This window comes from Bacillus sp. FJAT-27986 (genome assembly GCF_001685035.1).
GTDB lineage: Bacteria > Bacillota > Bacilli > Bacillales > Pradoshiaceae > Pradoshia.
The window spans coordinates 98,673-117,027 of sequence record NZ_MAYV01000012.1 but is presented as its reverse complement, the minus strand read 5'-3'; the positions used below and the strand labels follow the sequence as shown (position 1 = coordinate 117,027).

Sequence of the window (18,355 nt, the reverse complement as noted above, 5' to 3'; positions counted from 1 at the left end):
TCCATTTACCAGCGCAAATGGAAACTTCTTCGACCATTATACCTGAATGCACAAAAATTTTTAAGTTTTTGGAGCAATTTCATTTGAAAACAGGAAATTAATTTTACCGTCCTTCCATTCAATCGCCGCGTCAAATGATTTTTCTCCTTTTTTAAACCCTTTTATGACATTGGTTTTCCCATCTTTTAATAATTTCTGCATATTGGTTTGGGAAATCTTTTTTCCAAGGATTTTTTTCGAAAATGTAAATTTACACTGGTTTTGCTTATAATTCGCACATCCATAAAATTCACCCTTATCGACTATATCCCCTTTACACAGCGGACAGGCGCCTACCTTTTTCCCTGTTGTAAACTTAGAAGAGGTACGTTCAATCGTTTCAACCTTTAATCCTGTAAAATCCCAGGTTTCAAAGCCTTTTACAGCATCCTCAATAATCTTCCCCGTTAATTTCTTTGTCTGCTCCATAAATTGAGCAGCTGATGCTTTCCCTTGCCCGATTTCGGCCAAGCGCTGCTCCCATTTAGCTGTCATTTCAGGTGAAGCCAATATCTCGTCGCCTATCGCTCTGATCAACACTTTCGCTTTATCAGTCGCAAATACTTGATTCTTTTTAACATCTATATATTTTCTATCCTTCAGCATCGTAATAATTCCCGCTCTTGTTGCCTCCGTTCCCAGTCCTTCTGATTTCATTAGCACTTTTTCGAGTTCTTCATTATCAAGATGCTTACCGGCCGTTTTCATTAACGTAATTAATTGTCCCTCGGTATATCGTTTAGGCGGTTGCGTTTTTCCTTCTTTTACTTTAACGCTTTTCACTTTACCTTCATCATCTTTTTGGACATTCGGAAGGATGGTATCTTCATCCTTTTCTTGCTGGAAAATAATTTGTCGCCAGCCTTCTCGTATTTGCTGCTTTCCTTTTGAAATGAACTCTGCTCTTCCATCAACTAATGTTATGAGGGTTGTATAGTCAAATATGGCTGATTCATAGTGAGCAGCAATCAAACGACGCACAATTAAATCATAGATATTCCTTTCTTCTCCTGAAAGCTTGGCTGGATTCGTCACCTGTTCAGTAGGAATAATCGCATAGTGATCCGATACTTTCTTTTCATTAACAAACCTAGAGTTATTGATAATGGATTCGTTTGGAACGGGTATGAATGATTTATATTCCTCGAACTGAGCAAGTTTCGATAGGATCTCCGGGAATGTTTCCGCCTCTCCTTTAGTCACGTAGTTTGAATCACTCCGCGGATAAGAGACAATTCCCTTTTGATACAGTTTTTGCGTGATATCCAGCGTTTGTTTTGGTGAGTACTTATACATTTTATTGGCGGTTGCCTGTAAGGCCGATAAATTAAATAATAAGGGCGGCTGGAATTCTTTACGCTCCGTCTTCATTTCTATAATTTTCGCATCTTTATTTTTACAAAAAGCTGCAATATTTTGAGCCATCTCCTGCTTATCCAGTCTGGACTCCTGATCCTTTTCCCATTTTCCTTCATAAGTCTGCCCATTTATATCAAACGTAGCAATGACTTCCCAAAATGGCTTAGATTCAAATTTTTCAATCTCCAATTCCCGTTTCACTATTAAAGCTAGTGTAGGTGTCTGTACTCTTCCTGCAGAGAATACATCATTCATCCCTTTTTGTTTAAGCAGCAAGGAATAGGCTCTTGATGCATTCATGCCAACAAGCCAATCTGCACACGATCTTGTATAGGCTTCATGATAGAGAGGTATGGTTTCCTGGCTGTCACGGAGGCTGTTAAATCCTTCTAATATGGATTTTTTCGTTAAAGAAGAGATCCATAAACGCTTCATCGGTTTACGAACGCCGCTCACCGCAATAATATTGCGTACGATTAATTCACCCTCCCTCCCAGCATCACCTGCATGAATAATTGATTCGACATCTGGTCGCTTCAATAATTGCTTGATAATGTTAAATTGCTTCGTTTTTGATTTTGTTACTTCATATGTAAATTTATCAGGGATTATTGGCAATGTGGCAATAGCCCATCTTTTCCACTCCGGTTTATATTTCTCCGGTGAGGATAATTCGGTTAAATGTCCGATGGCCCATGAACATAATGCCCCTTCCGGAAATACTTCATTAGGAGCAATCTCTAAATACCCGTCCCTTTTTTTGAAAGAGAATGGAGATGCCAGTGTAACTCCTTGATCCGGTTTCTCCGCAATAATCAATGGGATTCCCATTTTCAGGTCAAACTCCTTCTATGAAAATTTGTTCATTACTTTAGCTTAAGAATCTAATTAAAAAAGTCCACTTGCTAATAGTATCATTTTTATTATTTTTTTAAAGATACTTCTATTTTACTACAAGGTTTCTGAAAAGTTTAAACTGGTAATTGATGGATAACTTTAATTGATTAGAGTATATTTAAAAAGCATATATATCTTCGTAACTTATTTACTATTAACTTTTTACCGAAATTTAGGCTATTTTATAGATAAAAGTTTTGAGGACATTACTAATAGATCAGATTAAATAAAGGAGGTATTTGTATGGAGACTGAGCATCTTCCTCAAATAAAGAAGGCATTGCTTAACTCATGGTCTTTAAAATCAAGCTCTAAATGGTCTTCGGACACCAATGACTCTCAGTATAATTACTTAAAACAAGCAGTATTCCACTATTTAAATGCATAAAAAAGAGGCTCCGAAAAGTCTTACAAACGACTCAACGGACAGCCTCCTCCTTCTACATACTATTGAACGAACTTGCCATTAAGTTGCAGGCAGTTCATCTCCATTGTATTCATCTTTAATTTCTCCGACAATTTCTTCTAAAATGTCTTCCATCGTGACCAAGCCGGCTATAGTGCCTTTTTCATCTACAACGATAGCCATGTGCACCCGACTCTGCTGCATTTTTAATAATACATCCTTGATATGAGTAGTTGATTTCAAACGCGGCATATCATGAATAAAATCCTGAATCGGTCTTTCACGCCCTGCTGCTATATTTGTCAGCATTTCTTTTGTGTTAATAAATCCAACCAGAAGATCTTTATCGCTATTTTCCGTAACAGGATAGCGAGTATATTCATAGCGATCAAGCGTTTCAAGAATTTCTTCAAGAGACATTTGCTTATCCAAAGTGACAATTTGATTTCTTGGAATCATAATATCTTTTAAAATACGTTCATCAAATGCAAAAATGTTCTCTAGATAAGCCAGCTCAGTTTGATTTATCTCTCCGCTCTCATAACTTTGAGTGACAATTAGTTTCAATTCTTCTTCCGAATGGACTGTATCATGTCCAGCAGGCTGTACACCAAAGATTCGAAGGATAAATTGCGCAGAACCATTTAATGCATTAATAAAAGGTTTTGTTACTCTTCCGAACCAATATAGCGGCGGCGATAAAAGCAAGGATAATCTTTCTGCAAATTGGATCGCCAATGTTTTAGGAGCAAGTTCACCTATAACAACATGCAAGAACGTGACGATCGTAAGAGCAATTACATAGGACAGGACAGTAGATACTGAATCTGAGATCCCCCATTCATCAAATACGGGATGGAGCATTTTTTCGACTGTTGGTTCCCCCAACGCACCTAATATTAATCCTGTAACCGTAATACCCAACTGACATGCTGACAGGTAATAGTCTAGATTTTCTGCAACTTTTTTGGCAAGAACCGCCTTTTTGTTGCCTTCAGATATCAATTGTTCAATTCTGGACATCCTTACCTTCAAAATGGCAAATTCAGCACCAACAAAGAATGCAGTAAGCCCAATAAATATAGCTACTAAAAATAAATTTAAAGCGATTGATCCGTCCAATTATTTCCCCCAAAAAGGGGGATTCACCTCCAAGAATAGTAAAAAAATTTGTTGTTCCAATATTTTCATTTGATTATTTCTTGACATTTTGAGTAAACAATACTTGTTTAATTTGGTGGTTATCCATTTCCTTTACAGCCCATAGATGCTTACCATGCTCCAATGAGTCTCCATTTTGAACAGTATCAATTTTTTGATATTGAATCCAGCCTCCAACTGTATCTATATCTTCACTGTCCTCAAACTCTAAACCAAACAGTTCCTCCATCTCACTCAAAAGGACTCGTCCATTAATCATATATTGGTTTTCTCCGACTTTACGGATATCGGCCACTTCATCAGCGTCAAACTCATCGCGGATTTCTCCCACAATTTCTTCCAGAACATCTTCCATCGTAAGAATTCCTGAAGTGCCTCCGTATTCATCAATGACTAAAGCCATATGTACCCGTTCCTGTTGCATTTTCAACAGTGCATCCTGTATATGGGTTGCTTCAAGAACATAAGGCAAGTCTCTAACAAATTCTTCAAGTTTACGTTCTCTTTTGGCAGCAATATGAGTCAGCATTTTTTTCACATTTACTACACCGACAATCTTGTCTTTATCCCCATCTTCAACAACCGGATAACGTGTGTAGTTATGTTCATCAATAATACTCACGATTTCGTCATAATTCATATTCAAATCGAGCGTAACCAATTCAGTTCTTGGAACCATAATATCCTTGGCAACACGTTCATCAAATGAAAACACGTTTTCCATGTATTCCAATTCCGTTTGATCAATTTCCCCGCCCTGAAAGCTTTGAGTCATAATAATCTTTAGTTCTTCCTCAGAATATGCCTCTTCATGTCCAGCAGGTTTGACTCCAAATGCACGAAGAATGACTCTCGATGTCCCATTCAAAGCTTTAATGAATGGTGACAGCACTCTGCCAAACCAATATAAAGGCGGCGCAAGCATTAGTGTGAGTTTTTCGGCAAATTGGATCGCAAGCGTTTTTGGTGCCATTTCCCCCACTACAACATGCAAGAAAGTAACCAGTATAAATGCAATCGCATAGGACGATGCTGATGCAACAGCATCAGACACATTAAAAAGATTAAACAAAGGATACAATAGGCCTTCCACCGCTGGTTTACCCAGTGCACCAAGTCCTAAAGTGGTTACGGTAATACCAAGCTGACAGGCAGAAAGATAGTAATCAAGGTCACTTGCTACTTTTTTCGCAAGCACTGCTTTTTTGTTTCCTTCTGAAATTAATTGATCAATACGGGACATCCGAATTTTTACTACCGCAAACTCAGATGCTACAAAGAACCCTGAGGCTCCTATTAGTACTACAAGTAAAACAAGATTGATTATCGTGGTTATGTCCAATTATTTCCCTCTTAAGAGGGATTCACCTCCAAATTATTTTTAAAAATTTTTACTAGTTTCATAGTTTTTTACGTTTTGTTATTAGTTTTGGTTACATCCTTATAATCTCTAAATACTCTTCTGCATGCAAAAGACCAAACCGAGAATGTTATATGCTCTCAAATTGGGTGAAAATATAATTAAAAGTAGAAATTAATCGTTATCCTTCCTTACCATGGTAGGACACGATTCAAGAAGAGTTAAGCGGAAGATCCTTCTCTATTGAAAAACATCTTTAAAAGGAGTCTGTTGCATTGGATTATCATTCTAAGCCTTTCACCTTCTATCAAGTAAGCCTCCTTGAATAATATAGTTAGAAAAAACTATAACATAAAACTAATGATAATATAAAATGAAACCACTTATAAATATAATAAACCTCATCTAAAAGTTCAAAAAACTTTCACATATTTTATTAAAATAACATCCTTTGAGTACTAAACAATCCTAATAAAAAGGCAATAAACCTTTATTTGTTTATAATTTAGATAATCCTATAAAAATATCCATTTCAAAATTATTATTGGGTTTATAGTTTTTTGTATACGTAAATGCAAATATATAACTCTACAGAATCTTTAGCAGTACTCTAAAAATATTTTTATACTGTGTAGATGTAAACTCTAGGTCTAAACAATCCACCCTTATATATAGTATTCTTATCAGTCGGTTTAATTTCGAAGTTTTTTTAAAAATAAAGGATTTACTTGTGTTACTACCGAATTAAACAATAATATACCTGAAGTCAATGTATATATTTTATATAAGCGAGGTTGAAGATGGAGACTAACGAAAAAGAATTACTTCTTAAGCAAATAAATGATTTAACCGAGAAAGTCAGGGAGTTGGAAGCTAAGGACCGTAAAGTTTCAGTCCCGATGATTGCTTCCATCATACCCGACACCTTACTTGTTCCTTTAACTTTTGATGTTTCAGTAGCCTACTTTGATCAGGTTATTCAAATCATATTAAATTATGTAAACAACTCAGAAATCGATTCCATTGTACTTGATTTTTCCGGTTTCGTTCTAAAAGATTGTGATAATTTAGAACTGATGGGTGAGAATATAGGAAACTTAATATCCTCCTTAAAAGTGATGGGAATACAAGTCCTTGTTGTAGGATTATCACCAGAATTTGTAAAAGACTTAGTCTCTTCCCAATTACCTTTTACCAATTCACTACATGCATTCTCAACCTTTAAAACAGCACTGGAATGTTTAATGAAAGAAAAGGGTCTTATTATGGTAAAGGAATCACTGAAATAGATCGAGATTTCAGTGATATGGAATTTAACACCCTATAACATTTTCCGTAATAAACAAAACCATATTTATTAATTTAGAATATTAATTGGTTTATAAAGTTGACCTTTAGTAATAAAATTATTATAATTATAAAGTATCTTACATAAGTCCCAGTAGCTCAGCAGGATAGAGCAACAGTTTCCTAAACTGTAGGTCGGAGGTTCGAATCCTCTCTGGGACGTACGAAAAGCCTTGATTTATCAAGGCTTTTTTTTGTGTGTAAAGTAGCTGTCTAACGTTTGCCGATAATCTGCCGAAAACAATAGATGAGATTATACATTTTGAAATATTTCTAGTGGTGTCCCAATGTCGGTTGGTCGGGCAGCCCCCCAACTTATTACTTTTATGCTTACATATATAAGTAGGTACATTTCCTTCAAATTTCTCGCTATTATAAAAAACAAAGTTCATATTCATCACTTTTATTTACATCCTTCTTGAAGAAATTCTGGAAATAGGACCATGCTGCATGAATTTTTCGTTATTTAATTTAGCAGAACATAAATTTACATATTTGAATACGATGGTGTATGACTAAAACCACAAATTAAGTTGGTGATTCAAATAGAAACCAAAACACAGATTACAACAGGTGCAATGTGGGTAGGCGCGTTTGGCAGAATTGTAACTGCTATTGGGAATACACCTCCTATATCACTCGATAATAAGGCCTCATCTGATATCAATTTAATTGGTTACAATCTTCAGCTTGCGGCTACGACAGTCCTGGTTGACACTGAGAGCGTCCTGACACTAAATAAAGTTGGTAATATAATTCAGGCGGGCGGCTTGTCTGCGGAAGTGGCCGGTTATATCCTTCCATTTAGTGATTCAAATGCACAACAAACCGTATTCAATATAGGAAATGAAGGACAAGCATTGGGCACGGTTTTGTCTTTTATGTATTCATTGGAAAGAATCACTAAACTTGCTAATCTATATAATGCATTCGGAGGTTTGTTACAAACCATTGGGATTAATATGTTAGTAATAGCGGGATTTTTACCATCAACCAGTCTTAAGAGACAGCAATTCAATTCCATAGGCAGCTGGATACAAGCTATTGGTGCTATCATCCAAGCAATCGCTCAAACAATAAGTGAGTCGGATCTTTCCAAATTTCAAACCGTTAATTCAGTTGTATACTATAAATAGATAAAATTGCATTTCTTTATAAATAGAGGCGTTCCAAAAAGTCATGTTGACGATTTATTGGAACTCCTTTTTTATTTGGTGGAATATTACAATTCATATATTAATCATTTGAAAAAAGACATCTGTAATCACAATGGCATCCAGATTATATACTCTTGGAACTTCTTTAATCTTTGGGCATATATTGTTTTAACTTACTTTATAGATCAAAGGGGAAAAGATATGGCAAACACTATAAAACAATATGGGCATGCTCTTCAATTAGCCGGCGGTAACTTAGTCTATATATCAAATAAAATCTATCCACAGTTTGCTGATAATGGTTTAATCATAAACCCAGAACAATACTATATAGATTTAAAAAATGCAGTAAATGTTGCACAGACTAGCGTTCTTTGTTTAGAAAATACAATTCCTCCCTCATTTTTAGTCATTGAACATACTCAACTAGTATCATCCTTCCAAGGGATTCTAAATTGCCTAAACAACGTATTTAACACTGATAGTATGGATCATTTATTTGAATTAAATGAAATAGAACTTGAGAAAGATTTTTCATCATTAAAAAGAATTCAAGAGGATTTAAATCAAACTACATTAAAAGTTATGGAGAAAATCAGGCTACAATCAAGTAGGTGATTAGAGTTGATTAAAAAGGACTCAGAAAATCAATTTATCGAATCTTTGCCTGTTGAATTTGGAGATAAGGTTGATTTATTTGGCCAAATGATTGTCACAATAGGTAACCTTCTTACAGTTCTCGGCATCAGCTTTGAGGCAAGCGAAGTTGAGGGAATTGAAGAAGAAGAGCAATTAGAAAATACGGCAGATTCTTCTCCCCCCCCTGACCAGGCCAATGAATCCAACTTAGGTTTTATCCTTGCATTAATTGGAGCAAGTACTATAACAATTGGTGATTTAGTATCTATTGGCGGTACTTTTCTGGATATAAAACAATCAGAATTAAATGAAAAGAATGAGCAAACATATAGGGAAGAACAAAACAAACAATTTAAAAAAATCGAGAACCAGATTACCCTATTGCAAAATGATGTGAATGCTTTATTTTCGTTAGTTAATTCATTAAAAAATGAAGTTAGTCATATACAAAATTTTTTATATGCTAGATATAATTAAATGTATTTCCACACGTTTCTTTATCTCAATGGGATATATCCTATATCCTCACAATCGAATCAGCTATATACTTATCTTTATAATTTCAGATAGTACCATACAATAAGCTCCACATGTTTTTGAGCATAGTTGTGAGTAAATTGCAATTAATAGTCTGTATGCATATATCCATAAATAATTTTTATATTTCTCATTAATAAAAACGTCCTATAAATGCCTAGGACGTTCCTATTCATTATGCTTCTGCTGACTTTCGTTTCGTAAGAACGAATATAAAATATAGTTGGCAAAGCGATTAAATCTTTTTTGCTTGATGACCACACCCTATGAATATTTTGTAGTTATTCGTTACTCTATTGCTTCACGTTTAATCACCGATTTAATCGCTTTTTCAATTTCAGCGTAGCCCGTACATCGACATATATTCCTTATATAGAAAAAGGCCAATCCATTCATGAATGGCACCCATTTTGTTAAAAATAAACTCATTTTATAATCGCTAACTTAAAACCTACGGAAAAATTTATAATAATTCCCTTTTAACTAACACTCATGATCAAAGCCAAATAGCTTGAAAGGACAAAGAAGATACTAAGCACTAATGTGATCATTGATGAAGCTTTTTTAATAAACGCATAAAATAGCAAGGCTAAAAATAGAAAAGCAATAGTAATAAGTAAGATACTGATTGAATTTACACTCATCTGAACATCCATTCCTGAATAATACTGACCTTGATAAAAGAGTTCGAATAGAAAAGATAATCCTTCATGTTCCAATGTACCTGCACTTGGCGGTGATTGCTGGCTCATTGCAGCAGTTGCCGAAAAAATCAGTAGTGCTACTATACTTTCGGCTTTCACCCAGGGAACTGGATTAAAGGTTTCGTCCTCCCTTAACCTCCGTCGAATGAGTATGCCATTAACGAAAGCGTAGGCAAGCAGTACCATAATAAGAATATGTTTTATCAATAAAAATTGTCCATAATCAACCATCCAAGAATTTGGATATTGCGATAGATCTATAACAAATGTCATAAGGACTATTCCTGAAGCAGCTGTCACTAGGACACAACTAATTGCGATTGGGGTAAACCATCGCAAAAACTGCAGCCAATTCTCTTGATTTTTTGAGAACCAACTTATAACAAATAGAATACCAACCCAGACCGTTACAGCAGTAACATGCACAAAATGAGTTAAAAAACCGATGATCTGTTCCGATGTACTTGCATGACTGGACCAAGCAAGGCCCATAATCAAAAAAATGGTTAAAATACATCCAATCCAAGAGTATTTAGAATCTTCTCTTTGGTGAAATTTAGCAATAAACAGGAGTAAAATTAACATCACAATAGTTGTAAAAATCCATGCCTTGCCAATTTCGAACGTTAATAATACCGTTTGTATTCTCCCCTGCCAGTCTACTCTTTGCTGTAAGTTCAAGATTCGAATGAGTACGGGTGAAAAAGAAAATAATCCAACACCAATGGCAGCTAAGATCATATATTTCTTTCCTACAGATATGCTAGGCCGATGATGGTTTGGAACAATGGATAGAATAAAACTGCCCATTAATATGGAAAGACAAAGATATAGGGCAACTTCGCTAAAAATTACAGAGGACATTGTTTATTTTTTTCTCCTTAATGCAATAAAGGTGATTATAATAGTGACTATTAAAACACCGATAATAATAGGAACGAGATTGGATGATATATCATTTTCTGTTTGATCATTAGCAACATTTTCATTCGAATCCTGTTCATTTAAACCATCTTGATTTCCTTCATGATTTTCTACATTTTTACTCACTTGTTCTTCCTCATCGTTATTAGCTAGTGGAGATTCAGTCCCAGCAATTTTCACCTCGAATGAAAACTCCCCTTCCATTTGATGGCCATCTGCACTAATAATATTCCAATCAACAACATAATTTCCATTTATCAAACTAACAGGAATTGTTCCTGTAATTTCAGTGTCCGTGATCGTAATATTTTCAACTGAAACAGCTTGTTCCTTGGAATCCAATAGTTTAAAAGTACTGCCTTGTTCAATTTTCCCACTAAATATTAATGTTATTTCACGTAACTCTTCTGAAATAACTTCTCCGTCACTAGGTGTAGAACTCTCTAAATGAGAATGCGCAAAAGCATCAGGTACAAAAGAAACCATTAACAGTACTGCGATGATTAGTATAATTTTCTTCAAAACATTTCCCCCTGTTCGTAATTTCTTGAAATCAATTCTAATTATTGCAAAGTTTACATGTATCCCAAATAATAAGATAAGCGTATTCAGACTTATTTGTAAATTATAGATTACAATAGGTTTGATAATTTAAGGAACCCCTCACTATAATATAGGAAATAAAGAAAACAAAGAAGTCATTTACCTTTATTTAGAAGTCACACAATTAACAAGGAGATTATAAACTATGAAATATATTTGCCCCGTATGCGGTCATAAAGGGCTTGATGAACCCGCTTATTATGATTCCAAACAGTTACAAGTGGGTTCTTTTGAAATATGTTCTTGTTGCCGGTTCGAATATGGTGTAGATGATGATGTGGAATTGGAAAGCGGAGAATTTTTACCCGTAAGAGATGTACACAATATCTATCGTACAGTGTGGCTGAATTTAGACGCACATGTCGCCTCACCTTATTACTATCCAACTTACTGCCAAGAGAACGGGAAAGTGAAGCCAGAACATTTAGAAAAGCAATTAAAGAATATAGGTATAAACACATTTGGAAGACCGATACATGAAGTATAAAGTTAACCATATTGATTTTGCTGAAACAAAAAAAACAGGAACACTGTTCCTGTTTTTTAAGTACAAGCTGCTATCAATCCATATAGCGATATTCCCTTAAACTATTTAATATTGAAATTTCCTGAATTATTTTCTCTCCAATATTGGTTTCTCTAACCTTTTTCCGTTTTAATTCTTTATCTACCAATCTTTTTATTGATAAAACATCTGTCCCGTTAAGTAAGACATCTTCCTTTGAATTAAAATGCTTATGGGCGACCAATTGCATACCGTAAGAATTATATAGCAATGTATATCCTGCTATGCCTGTAGTTGATTGGTATGCTTTGGAGAAACCTCCATCAATTACGATCATTTTTCCATTTGCCTTAACTGGATTTTCTCCCTCTATTTCTTTAACTGGTGTATGGCCATTTATGATATGACCTGTGTCAGGATCCAGATCAAAATCAGCTAGTATTTTGCGACAAATTTCTTCATTCTCGCGTAAATGATAGTATGGATTCTTTCTTTCTTTATGGGTTGACTTGTCCTTAATAAAGTACCTCTCAAAAGTTGTCATTTCTCTTTTTCCAAAGAGTGACGAATATTCTCCCGTCCATAAATACCAGACCATATCCGTCGCAAGATCACCCGACTCTTCAGGATGTGCAAAAGAATAACGTAAATATTGCTCAAAAACATCAAGTAACTCACGACCTGAATAGGTGTTATTATCGACGGTCATCTTCTCCATATTTCCTTCTTCATCTAAAGGAATACACCCATGTATTAATAGGTTCCCGTTATATTTTAAATAAAGGCTTCCTTTCTTCATAAGGAAATTCATATGTCTCGCGAGCTTTTCTGAATTCTGAACTGAGAATAATAACTTTTCCATAACCTGCTGTTCTTCCTCTAATAACTGTTCAGGCTGTTCGGGATTAACCGTGGCAAAGCAAGTGTTTTCAAGAGGGTAAGTCTCCCCATAAATCGTTATTTCATTTTTATCATAATCAATTTTCTCTAATAAAAGCCTATCTGACATATTAAAGCACGGACGTCTCTTTATTATAGGCATTTCGAGTTTGAATTGAATCATCGCAATTGCTTGATGAATTTTCGTTATTTGTAATTTTTCATGACTAGATAGTTTCTGATCTGAATGTACCTTTGGTCTGAAAGCCGGATTGTCATCATAGTATTTCTCAGCCAGAGTTAACAAAGGCCTCAAATTGATTCCATACACATCTTCAATAATATCGAGATTGTCATACCTTGCACAAATACGAATAATATTAGCAAGACAAACCAATGAACCAGAATAAGCACCTAGCCAAAGTACATCGTGGTTACCCCACTGAATATCAACCGAATGATAATTGATTAGAGTTTCCATGATTTTATCAGGTTCAGGTCCACGGTCATATATATCGCCAACAACATGAAGATGATCGACAACCAATCTCTGAGTTGTATAGGCAAGACCTGTTATGAGTTTATCAGCTTGGCCTAAGGAGATGATTTGCTCAACAATTTCATTATAATATTTTTCCTTATTTGCTTGATTCGTTTTGTACAGCAGTTCTTCGATAATAAATTCAAACTGCTTTGGCAATGCTTTTCTTAATTTCGAACGGGTATATTTGGATGAAGCATGAGAAATAAGTCTCATCATCCGCTCAATAATAACGATATACCATTGATTCAATTCTTCTTTATTATCAAATTGATTTTTAATTAACTTTAATTTCTCTTCAGGATAATAAACTAATGTCGCAAATTCATTAATTTCTTTTTCTAATAAAACATCTTGAAACAAGTCTTTGATTTTTTGTTTTACATTCCCGGAACCGTTTCTCAGTACATGTTGAAAAGCTTGATACTCCCCATGTAAATCACTGACAAAATGTTCTGTCCCCTTCGGTAGGTTAAGGATGGCTTCCAAATTAATAATTTCTGTTACTACTTTTTCTTCACAATCATATTTTTGGACGAGTAAGTCCAGGTATTTTGAATTCAAATATAAGTATCCCCTTTCGATATTTCTATCAATCTAATCGATTGGATCTAATTAATAAAAGGGGAAAGCGAATGCATTTGTAAATTCCCCGAATTAGCGAATATAGTAATTTAATTATAATTTATTTAACCAATAGTTGAATACAGATTTTTTAAATTTCTAATAGTAAAACCGTCACTGGTTTGCAATAATAACTTTGACCGGGATAAGTTTTTTAAGAATGAATAATTCTATTTCACTATTGGTAAAAATCATGCTCAATTCATTAACCATTCTCTTATCTGTAATGATATTAACTATTGCAAAAGTAATAAAAAATATCATACCTGATATTCTTTTTAAAGGGAGAGCTTGTTGCCGTTACACCTCTATGATAAAGTATATAATAATTATTCGAAAATTGAAAATTATGGAGGAAGAGTAGATGGTAAACAATCTGTTGCAGGTACTTAATATCTTGAAATCTAAGGAGTGGGTGGACCTCACTCATACATTTGGACCAGATTCCCCTCATTTCTTTATGTTTGATGACGCACAGATTGATACTTTATTTACTCATGAAGACGGATTCATGGCACAGCGTTATTCGTTCGCTGGTCAATATGGAACCCATATTGATCCTCCCATTCATTTCGTGCCAGACACCCGGTATTTGGACGAATTGGAACTAAAGGAGCTTGTGTTGCCCTTGATTGTGATTGACAAATCAAAAGAGGCGGCGAAGAATCCTGATTTCACACTCACCATCCATGATATTTTAGATTTTGAAACAGAACACGGAACAATTGAGGCAAATACATTTGTGGCTTTGCGCACCGACTGGAGCAAGCGCTGGCCAGACAAAGAGGCCTTCTCCAACAAAGATGAGGAAGGCCATAATCATATCCCTGGCTGGGGCTATGATGCGTTGAAATTTTTGTTTGAAGAACGAAGAATCAAAGCTATTGGCCATGAAACCTTTGACACCGATTCAGCTATTGACTTCCGTAAAAATGGGGAACTTAGAGGCGAATATTATGTACTTTCTCAGGATACGTATCAAATTGAACTCATGAAAAACCTGGACAAGTTGCCTCCTAAAGGAGCTATCATCTTTAATATCGTACCGAAACCTGAAAAAGCGTCAGGCTTCCCAGTACGTTCGTTCTCTATTTTGCCTTGATAGGACAAATATAAAAAAGGAGTTGCTATGCACCTCCTTTCTTCTTGAGCAATTTTTAGTAAATAAATCTTATATAGTGTCTCTGGAATAATTGAATCGTTCTGCCTTCTCCCTGAAACGTATGATGTCAGCAAAGCTTGATTTTGTAATCTTGAAGTCGTGCGAAATAAAAATTCTTCAAACAAACAACAACTCATAAATCTCATTTAAATGCTTGGATCGTTCTTCGTCCTGCTCTTGGTTTGAATAAGCAATGGCATTTTGTAAAACCCTATTTAGGTAGTGACTTTCACCCACTGATAAATCTCTGACAAACTGTTCTCCGCTGTCGTAATTTCCGTCAGAAATCATATTATAAATATGCTTGCCAACTTTGCTGTCCTCCGTATGTGCTGATAAAATTTCCTTCACATATCCTAATGACTGGTTCATAAAGTACACTCCTTAATGAATAGTAGTTATTCCTTTATTCTTTACAGGAGAGAACAAATCATACCAGCATTTACCGATTCATCCTTAGATTTATAAAGCAACCGCAATAAAAAAGCCTAAACCATATCCTTGATGGTTTAGACTTCTCCCCTACCTATCCACTATTAGTTATTAGATACTCTCTCTTGAATCATTTCTCTCAATTTAGCCTTTAGAAATTTACCAACGGAGGTTTTCGGGATTTCATCCATAAAGATGATTTCATCTGGAATCCACCATTTTGCAAATTGCGGCTTAAGGAAGCTTTGAATCTCTTCTTCGGTAACCTTTCCATGAAATTCAGGCTTAAGAACTACACACCCGACCGGTCTTTCCTGCCATTCGGGATGCGGTATGGCTACGACACTTGCTTCAAATATCGCCTCATGAGCCATTAAGGCGTTTTCCAGATCAACAGATGAAATCCATTCACCGCCGCTCTTAATTAAATCCTTTGTTCGATCGACCAGCTTGATTGTGCCCTCTTCATCTACAGTTGCTATATCTCCAGTCAACAGCCATCCGTCTTTAAATGCCTCAGCAGTCCGTTCATCACGATAATATTCATCTGCAATCCAGTTGCCCCGTAACATCAGCTCACCCATATCCAATCCGTTCCAGTTCACTTCTCCTTCAGAGCCGACCACTTTCATTTCCAGGCCTGGTACAAGCAAGCCTTGCTTAGCTCTAATATCGAGCAGCTCTTCTTCCGGTAAGTCTAACTGATAGCTTTTCAGACGTGATACAGTTGCCAATGGTGCCGTTTCTGTCATTCCATAAGCATGTAGGAATGGTATTTTATATTTAATTTCAAATTGCTTAATCAATCCTTTTGGTGCAGCCGAGCCACCGCATAAAATAAATTCCAATGTGCTGGTATCATATGTACCTTTTTCAAGCTCCTGCAGGAGACCTAACCAAATTGTCGGCACACCAGCTGTTTTTGTCACACCTTCTGATTGGATAAATTCGGCTAATAATTTAGGATTAAATTGAGGTCCAGGCAGAACCTGAGTTGCTCCAAACCAGGTGGCCGCAAATGGCAATCCCCAGGCATTCACATGAAACATTGGCACAACAGGCATGACCACATCACGTTCAGAAACAGCTGTTGTATCTGCTAGGCCGAGTGCGAAGCTATGCAGCACAATCCCCCGGTGCGAATACAATACACCTTTTGGATTCCCAGTTGTTGCTGATGTATAGCACATTCCTGCTATTTCATTTTCATCTAAATCATTTATAAATGGAGTTTTCGGGTTGCCGACTGCTAGAAGTTCTTCATATGAATATGCGGGTTTAAGACTTGTTGAGGGTATTTCTGTCTGATCCGTCATAATGATATAGGCCTTGACGGTTGTCAGCGCTGGGGCGATTTTTTCTATTAGGGGTACAATATCTTCATCAATCAATAGTACCTTGTCTTCTGCATGATTAATAATATAGGTAATATGTTCTGCGGATAAACGAATATTAATGGTATGGACAACAGCTCCAATGCCAGGTACTGCAAAATATGCTTCGAGATGGCGATGGTGATTCCACGCCAGCGTACCGACTTTATCACCTCTTGATACATTCATTTTCTGGAGTACATCCGCCAGCCTTCTTGTCCTTTCACCGATCTCTTTGTACGTTAATCGCTGCACCTTATCATGAGTCCTTGATACCACTTCTTTCTTCGGAAATACTTTTTCAGCTCTTTCCAGCAAAGAATGTACAGTTAATGGCACGTGCATCATCATTATTACCCCTTCCTCCTATTAATTGAATATAGTACTCTTAAATCTCACCTGACCTTGAGTCCAATGCTAATTCACTTTCCCCCATTAAAGTCCAAGGTTCTTAGCAATGATCGTCTTCATAATTTCATTTGTACCGGCATAAATACTGGCAACCGGGGTATCCCTGAATCGTCTGGCAATCTTGTATTCTTCCATGTAGCCATATCCACCGTGTAGCTGCATGCATTCAACCGAGATGCGTTTAGACATATCTGTTAATTTCCACTTGGCCATTGAGACTTCTGCTACTATATTCTTCCCGGCTATATGATCTGCAATTAATTGATCAAGAAATACTCTTCCCATTTTTATGTCGGATGCGATTTCAGCCAGCTTAAACTTCGTATTTTGAAAATCACTGATTGATTTTCCGAATGCTTTCCTTGACTTAACATAATCGAGCGTCATCTGAAGCATATCCTCAGCAGCAACCTGAGCTGAAATAGCTACGATTAACCGTTCCTGCTGGAGCTTATCCATCATATACATAAAGCCTTTCCCTGCTTCTCCCAACAAATTTCCCTTTGGTACGATACAATCCTCAAATAGGAGCTCCGCTGTATCCTGGCAATGCATACCCACTTTTTCTAGTTTACGTCCTCTTGAGAAGCCTTCCATATCTCTTTCGACAACAAGCAGGCTTATTCCTTTATGCTTGGGTATAGCATGTAAATCCGTTTTACAAGCTACAATGATGAGGTCTGCGTGGATTCCGTTCGTAATGAAGGTCTTCTGTCCATTTAAAATATAATGGTCCTCTTTTAATTCTGCGTATGTAGATAAGGAAGCAAGATCAGAGCCTGCACCTGGTTCTGTCATGGCAATAGCTGTGATGATTTCCCCGCTGACACATTTGGGAAGCCATTTCTCCTTTTGTTCTTTCGTACCATAGGCGTTAATATACGGCACAACAATATCATTATGGAGACCAATCCCGATTGTACCGGAACCAAGGCGCTCGAGTTCTTCATTAATGACAACTGATATACCCCAATCCGTTTCCAAGCCGCCATATTGCTCTGGTAAATCCGGGCATAAATATCCCTCTTGACCAAGCTTGGACCAAAATTCTCTTGGAATCAGTTTCTCTTTCTCCCACTGGTCATAGTATGGATACGCCTCTTTTTTTAGAAACTTTCTAAAGGATTTTCTAAATATGTCATGCTCTTCATTTAAATAAGGATGCATCTTTTATTTCCTCCTATATGTATGTAAGCGCTTAAATAATTTCTTATGCTTTTTATATTAGCGACCAATATGTATAAAGTCACGAACATTTTTATAATTTTCTAAAAATACGTAACAGTCCCAGTCAAT

16 protein-coding genes and 1 tRNA gene are annotated in these 18,355 nt (G+C 36.1%); 8 read left to right on the top strand and 9 right to left on the bottom strand.

What is annotated here, in order from left to right:
- Positions 1-60: 60 nt before the first annotated feature.
- Positions 61-2,223 (bottom strand): DNA topoisomerase III, encoded by a 2,163-nt coding sequence (locus tag A8L44_RS06945; RefSeq protein WP_066104290.1) that lies wholly within the window; start codon positions 2,221-2,223, stop codon positions 61-63.
- Positions 2,224-2,538: 315 nt separating this feature from the next.
- Here A8L44_RS06945 and A8L44_RS18885 point away from each other — a divergent pair, with 315 nt between their 5' ends.
- The gene (locus A8L44_RS18885; protein WP_175354252.1) at positions 2,539-2,682 is read left to right on the top strand and encodes a hypothetical protein; all 144 of its coding nucleotides are present in this window, start codon (positions 2,539-2,541) and stop codon (positions 2,680-2,682) included.
- Positions 2,683-2,760: 78 nt separating this feature from the next.
- On the opposite strand, the gene A8L44_RS06940 is transcribed toward A8L44_RS18885, so the two are convergent.
- Positions 2,761-3,822, bottom strand: a complete 1,062-nt coding sequence (locus tag A8L44_RS06940; RefSeq protein WP_066103558.1) for a hemolysin family protein — start codon at positions 3,820-3,822, stop codon at positions 2,761-2,763.
- Between the two features lie 73 nt (positions 3,823-3,895).
- The gene (locus A8L44_RS06935; RefSeq protein ID WP_066103556.1) at positions 3,896-5,203 is read right to left on the bottom strand and encodes a hemolysin family protein; all 1,308 of its coding nucleotides are present in this window, start codon (positions 5,201-5,203) and stop codon (positions 3,896-3,898) included.
- 818 nt (positions 5,204-6,021) lie between these two features.
- Here A8L44_RS06935 and A8L44_RS06930 point away from each other — a divergent pair.
- From A8L44_RS06930 to A8L44_RS06910, 5 genes are all read left to right on the top strand, one after another.
- Entirely contained in the window at positions 6,022-6,510 is a 489-nt protein-coding gene (locus A8L44_RS06930; RefSeq protein ID WP_066103554.1) for a hypothetical protein, read from the top strand.
- 146 nt (positions 6,511-6,656) lie between these two features.
- Positions 6,657-6,730, top strand: a tRNA-Arg gene (locus A8L44_RS06925).
- Between the two features lie 374 nt (positions 6,731-7,104).
- Positions 7,105-7,704, top strand: a complete 600-nt coding sequence (locus tag A8L44_RS06920) for a DUF6944 family repetitive protein (protein ID WP_066103552.1) — start codon at positions 7,105-7,107, stop codon at positions 7,702-7,704.
- 222 nt (positions 7,705-7,926) lie between these two features.
- Positions 7,927-8,343: a hypothetical protein gene (locus tag A8L44_RS06915; RefSeq protein WP_066103550.1), complete on the top strand. Its 417-nt coding sequence runs from the start codon at positions 7,927-7,929 to the stop codon at positions 8,341-8,343.
- A 6-nt stretch (positions 8,344-8,349) separates the two neighbouring features.
- Positions 8,350-8,841 (top strand): hypothetical protein, encoded by a 492-nt coding sequence (locus tag A8L44_RS06910; RefSeq protein ID WP_066103548.1) that lies wholly within the window; start codon positions 8,350-8,352, stop codon positions 8,839-8,841.
- A 539-nt stretch (positions 8,842-9,380) separates the two neighbouring features.
- Here the strand turns inward: A8L44_RS06910 and A8L44_RS06905 are convergent.
- Both A8L44_RS06905 and A8L44_RS06900 read right to left on the bottom strand, forming a co-directional pair.
- Complete coding sequence (locus A8L44_RS06905; RefSeq protein ID WP_066103546.1) at positions 9,381-10,469, bottom strand: copper resistance D family protein; 1,089 nt, start codon at positions 10,467-10,469, stop codon at positions 9,381-9,383.
- Between the two features lie 3 nt (positions 10,470-10,472).
- Positions 10,473-11,051 (bottom strand): copper resistance CopC family protein, encoded by a 579-nt coding sequence (locus tag A8L44_RS06900; protein ID WP_077248012.1) that lies wholly within the window; start codon positions 11,049-11,051, stop codon positions 10,473-10,475.
- Between the two features lie 226 nt (positions 11,052-11,277).
- Here A8L44_RS06900 and A8L44_RS06895 point away from each other — a divergent pair, with 226 nt between their 5' ends.
- Positions 11,278-11,619, top strand: a complete 342-nt coding sequence (locus A8L44_RS06895; RefSeq protein WP_066103545.1) for a hypothetical protein — start codon at positions 11,278-11,280, stop codon at positions 11,617-11,619.
- 73 nt (positions 11,620-11,692) lie between these two features.
- On the opposite strand, the gene fbp is transcribed toward A8L44_RS06895, so the two are convergent.
- Positions 11,693-13,621, bottom strand: a complete 1,929-nt coding sequence (gene fbp, locus A8L44_RS06890) for a fructose-1,6-bisphosphatase (RefSeq protein WP_066103543.1) — start codon at positions 13,619-13,621, stop codon at positions 11,693-11,695.
- Between the two features lie 424 nt (positions 13,622-14,045).
- Between fbp and A8L44_RS06885 the strand changes: the two genes are divergently transcribed.
- Positions 14,046-14,783, top strand: a complete 738-nt coding sequence (locus A8L44_RS06885) for a cyclase family protein (RefSeq protein WP_066103542.1) — start codon at positions 14,046-14,048, stop codon at positions 14,781-14,783.
- A gap of 177 nt (positions 14,784-14,960) precedes the next feature.
- On the opposite strand, the gene A8L44_RS06880 is transcribed toward A8L44_RS06885, so the two are convergent.
- From A8L44_RS06880 to A8L44_RS06870, 3 genes are all read right to left on the bottom strand, one after another.
- Positions 14,961-15,215: a sigma-G-dependent sporulation-specific acid-soluble spore protein CsgA gene (locus A8L44_RS06880; RefSeq protein WP_066103540.1), complete on the bottom strand. Its 255-nt coding sequence runs from the start codon at positions 15,213-15,215 to the stop codon at positions 14,961-14,963.
- A gap of 164 nt (positions 15,216-15,379) precedes the next feature.
- Positions 15,380-16,999 (bottom strand): long-chain fatty acid--CoA ligase, encoded by a 1,620-nt coding sequence (locus tag A8L44_RS06875; protein ID WP_066103538.1) that lies wholly within the window; start codon positions 16,997-16,999, stop codon positions 15,380-15,382.
- 84 nt (positions 17,000-17,083) lie between these two features.
- Positions 17,084-18,226: an acyl-CoA dehydrogenase family protein gene (locus tag A8L44_RS06870; RefSeq protein WP_066103537.1), complete on the bottom strand. Its 1,143-nt coding sequence runs from the start codon at positions 18,224-18,226 to the stop codon at positions 17,084-17,086.
- Positions 18,227-18,355 lie beyond the last annotated feature (129 nt).

Bases quoted from the DNA above. Each gene is read 5' to 3' on its own strand.
- A8L44_RS18885 (WP_175354252.1), top strand. From the start codon at position 2,539: ATGGAGACTGAGCATCTTCCTCAAATAAAGAAGGCATTGCTTAACTCA.
- A8L44_RS06930 (WP_066103554.1), top strand. From the start codon at position 6,022: ATGGAGACTAACGAAAAAGAATTACTTCTTAAGCAAATAAATGATTTA.
- A8L44_RS06915 (WP_066103550.1), top strand. From the start codon at position 7,927: ATGGCAAACACTATAAAACAATATGGGCATGCTCTTCAATTAGCCGGC.
- A8L44_RS06905 (WP_066103546.1), bottom strand. From the start codon at position 10,469: ATGTCCTCTGTAATTTTTAGCGAAGTTGCCCTATATCTTTGTCTTTCC.
- A8L44_RS06895 (WP_066103545.1), top strand. From the start codon at position 11,278: ATGAAATATATTTGCCCCGTATGCGGTCATAAAGGGCTTGATGAACCC.
- A8L44_RS06885 (WP_066103542.1), top strand. From the start codon at position 14,046: ATGGTAAACAATCTGTTGCAGGTACTTAATATCTTGAAATCTAAGGAG.
- A8L44_RS06880 (WP_066103540.1), bottom strand. From the start codon at position 15,215: ATGAACCAGTCATTAGGATATGTGAAGGAAATTTTATCAGCACATACG.
- A8L44_RS06875 (WP_066103538.1), bottom strand. From the start codon at position 16,999: ATGATGATGCACGTGCCATTAACTGTACATTCTTTGCTGGAAAGAGCT.
- A8L44_RS06870 (WP_066103537.1), bottom strand. From the start codon at position 18,226: ATGCATCCTTATTTAAATGAAGAGCATGACATATTTAGAAAATCCTTT.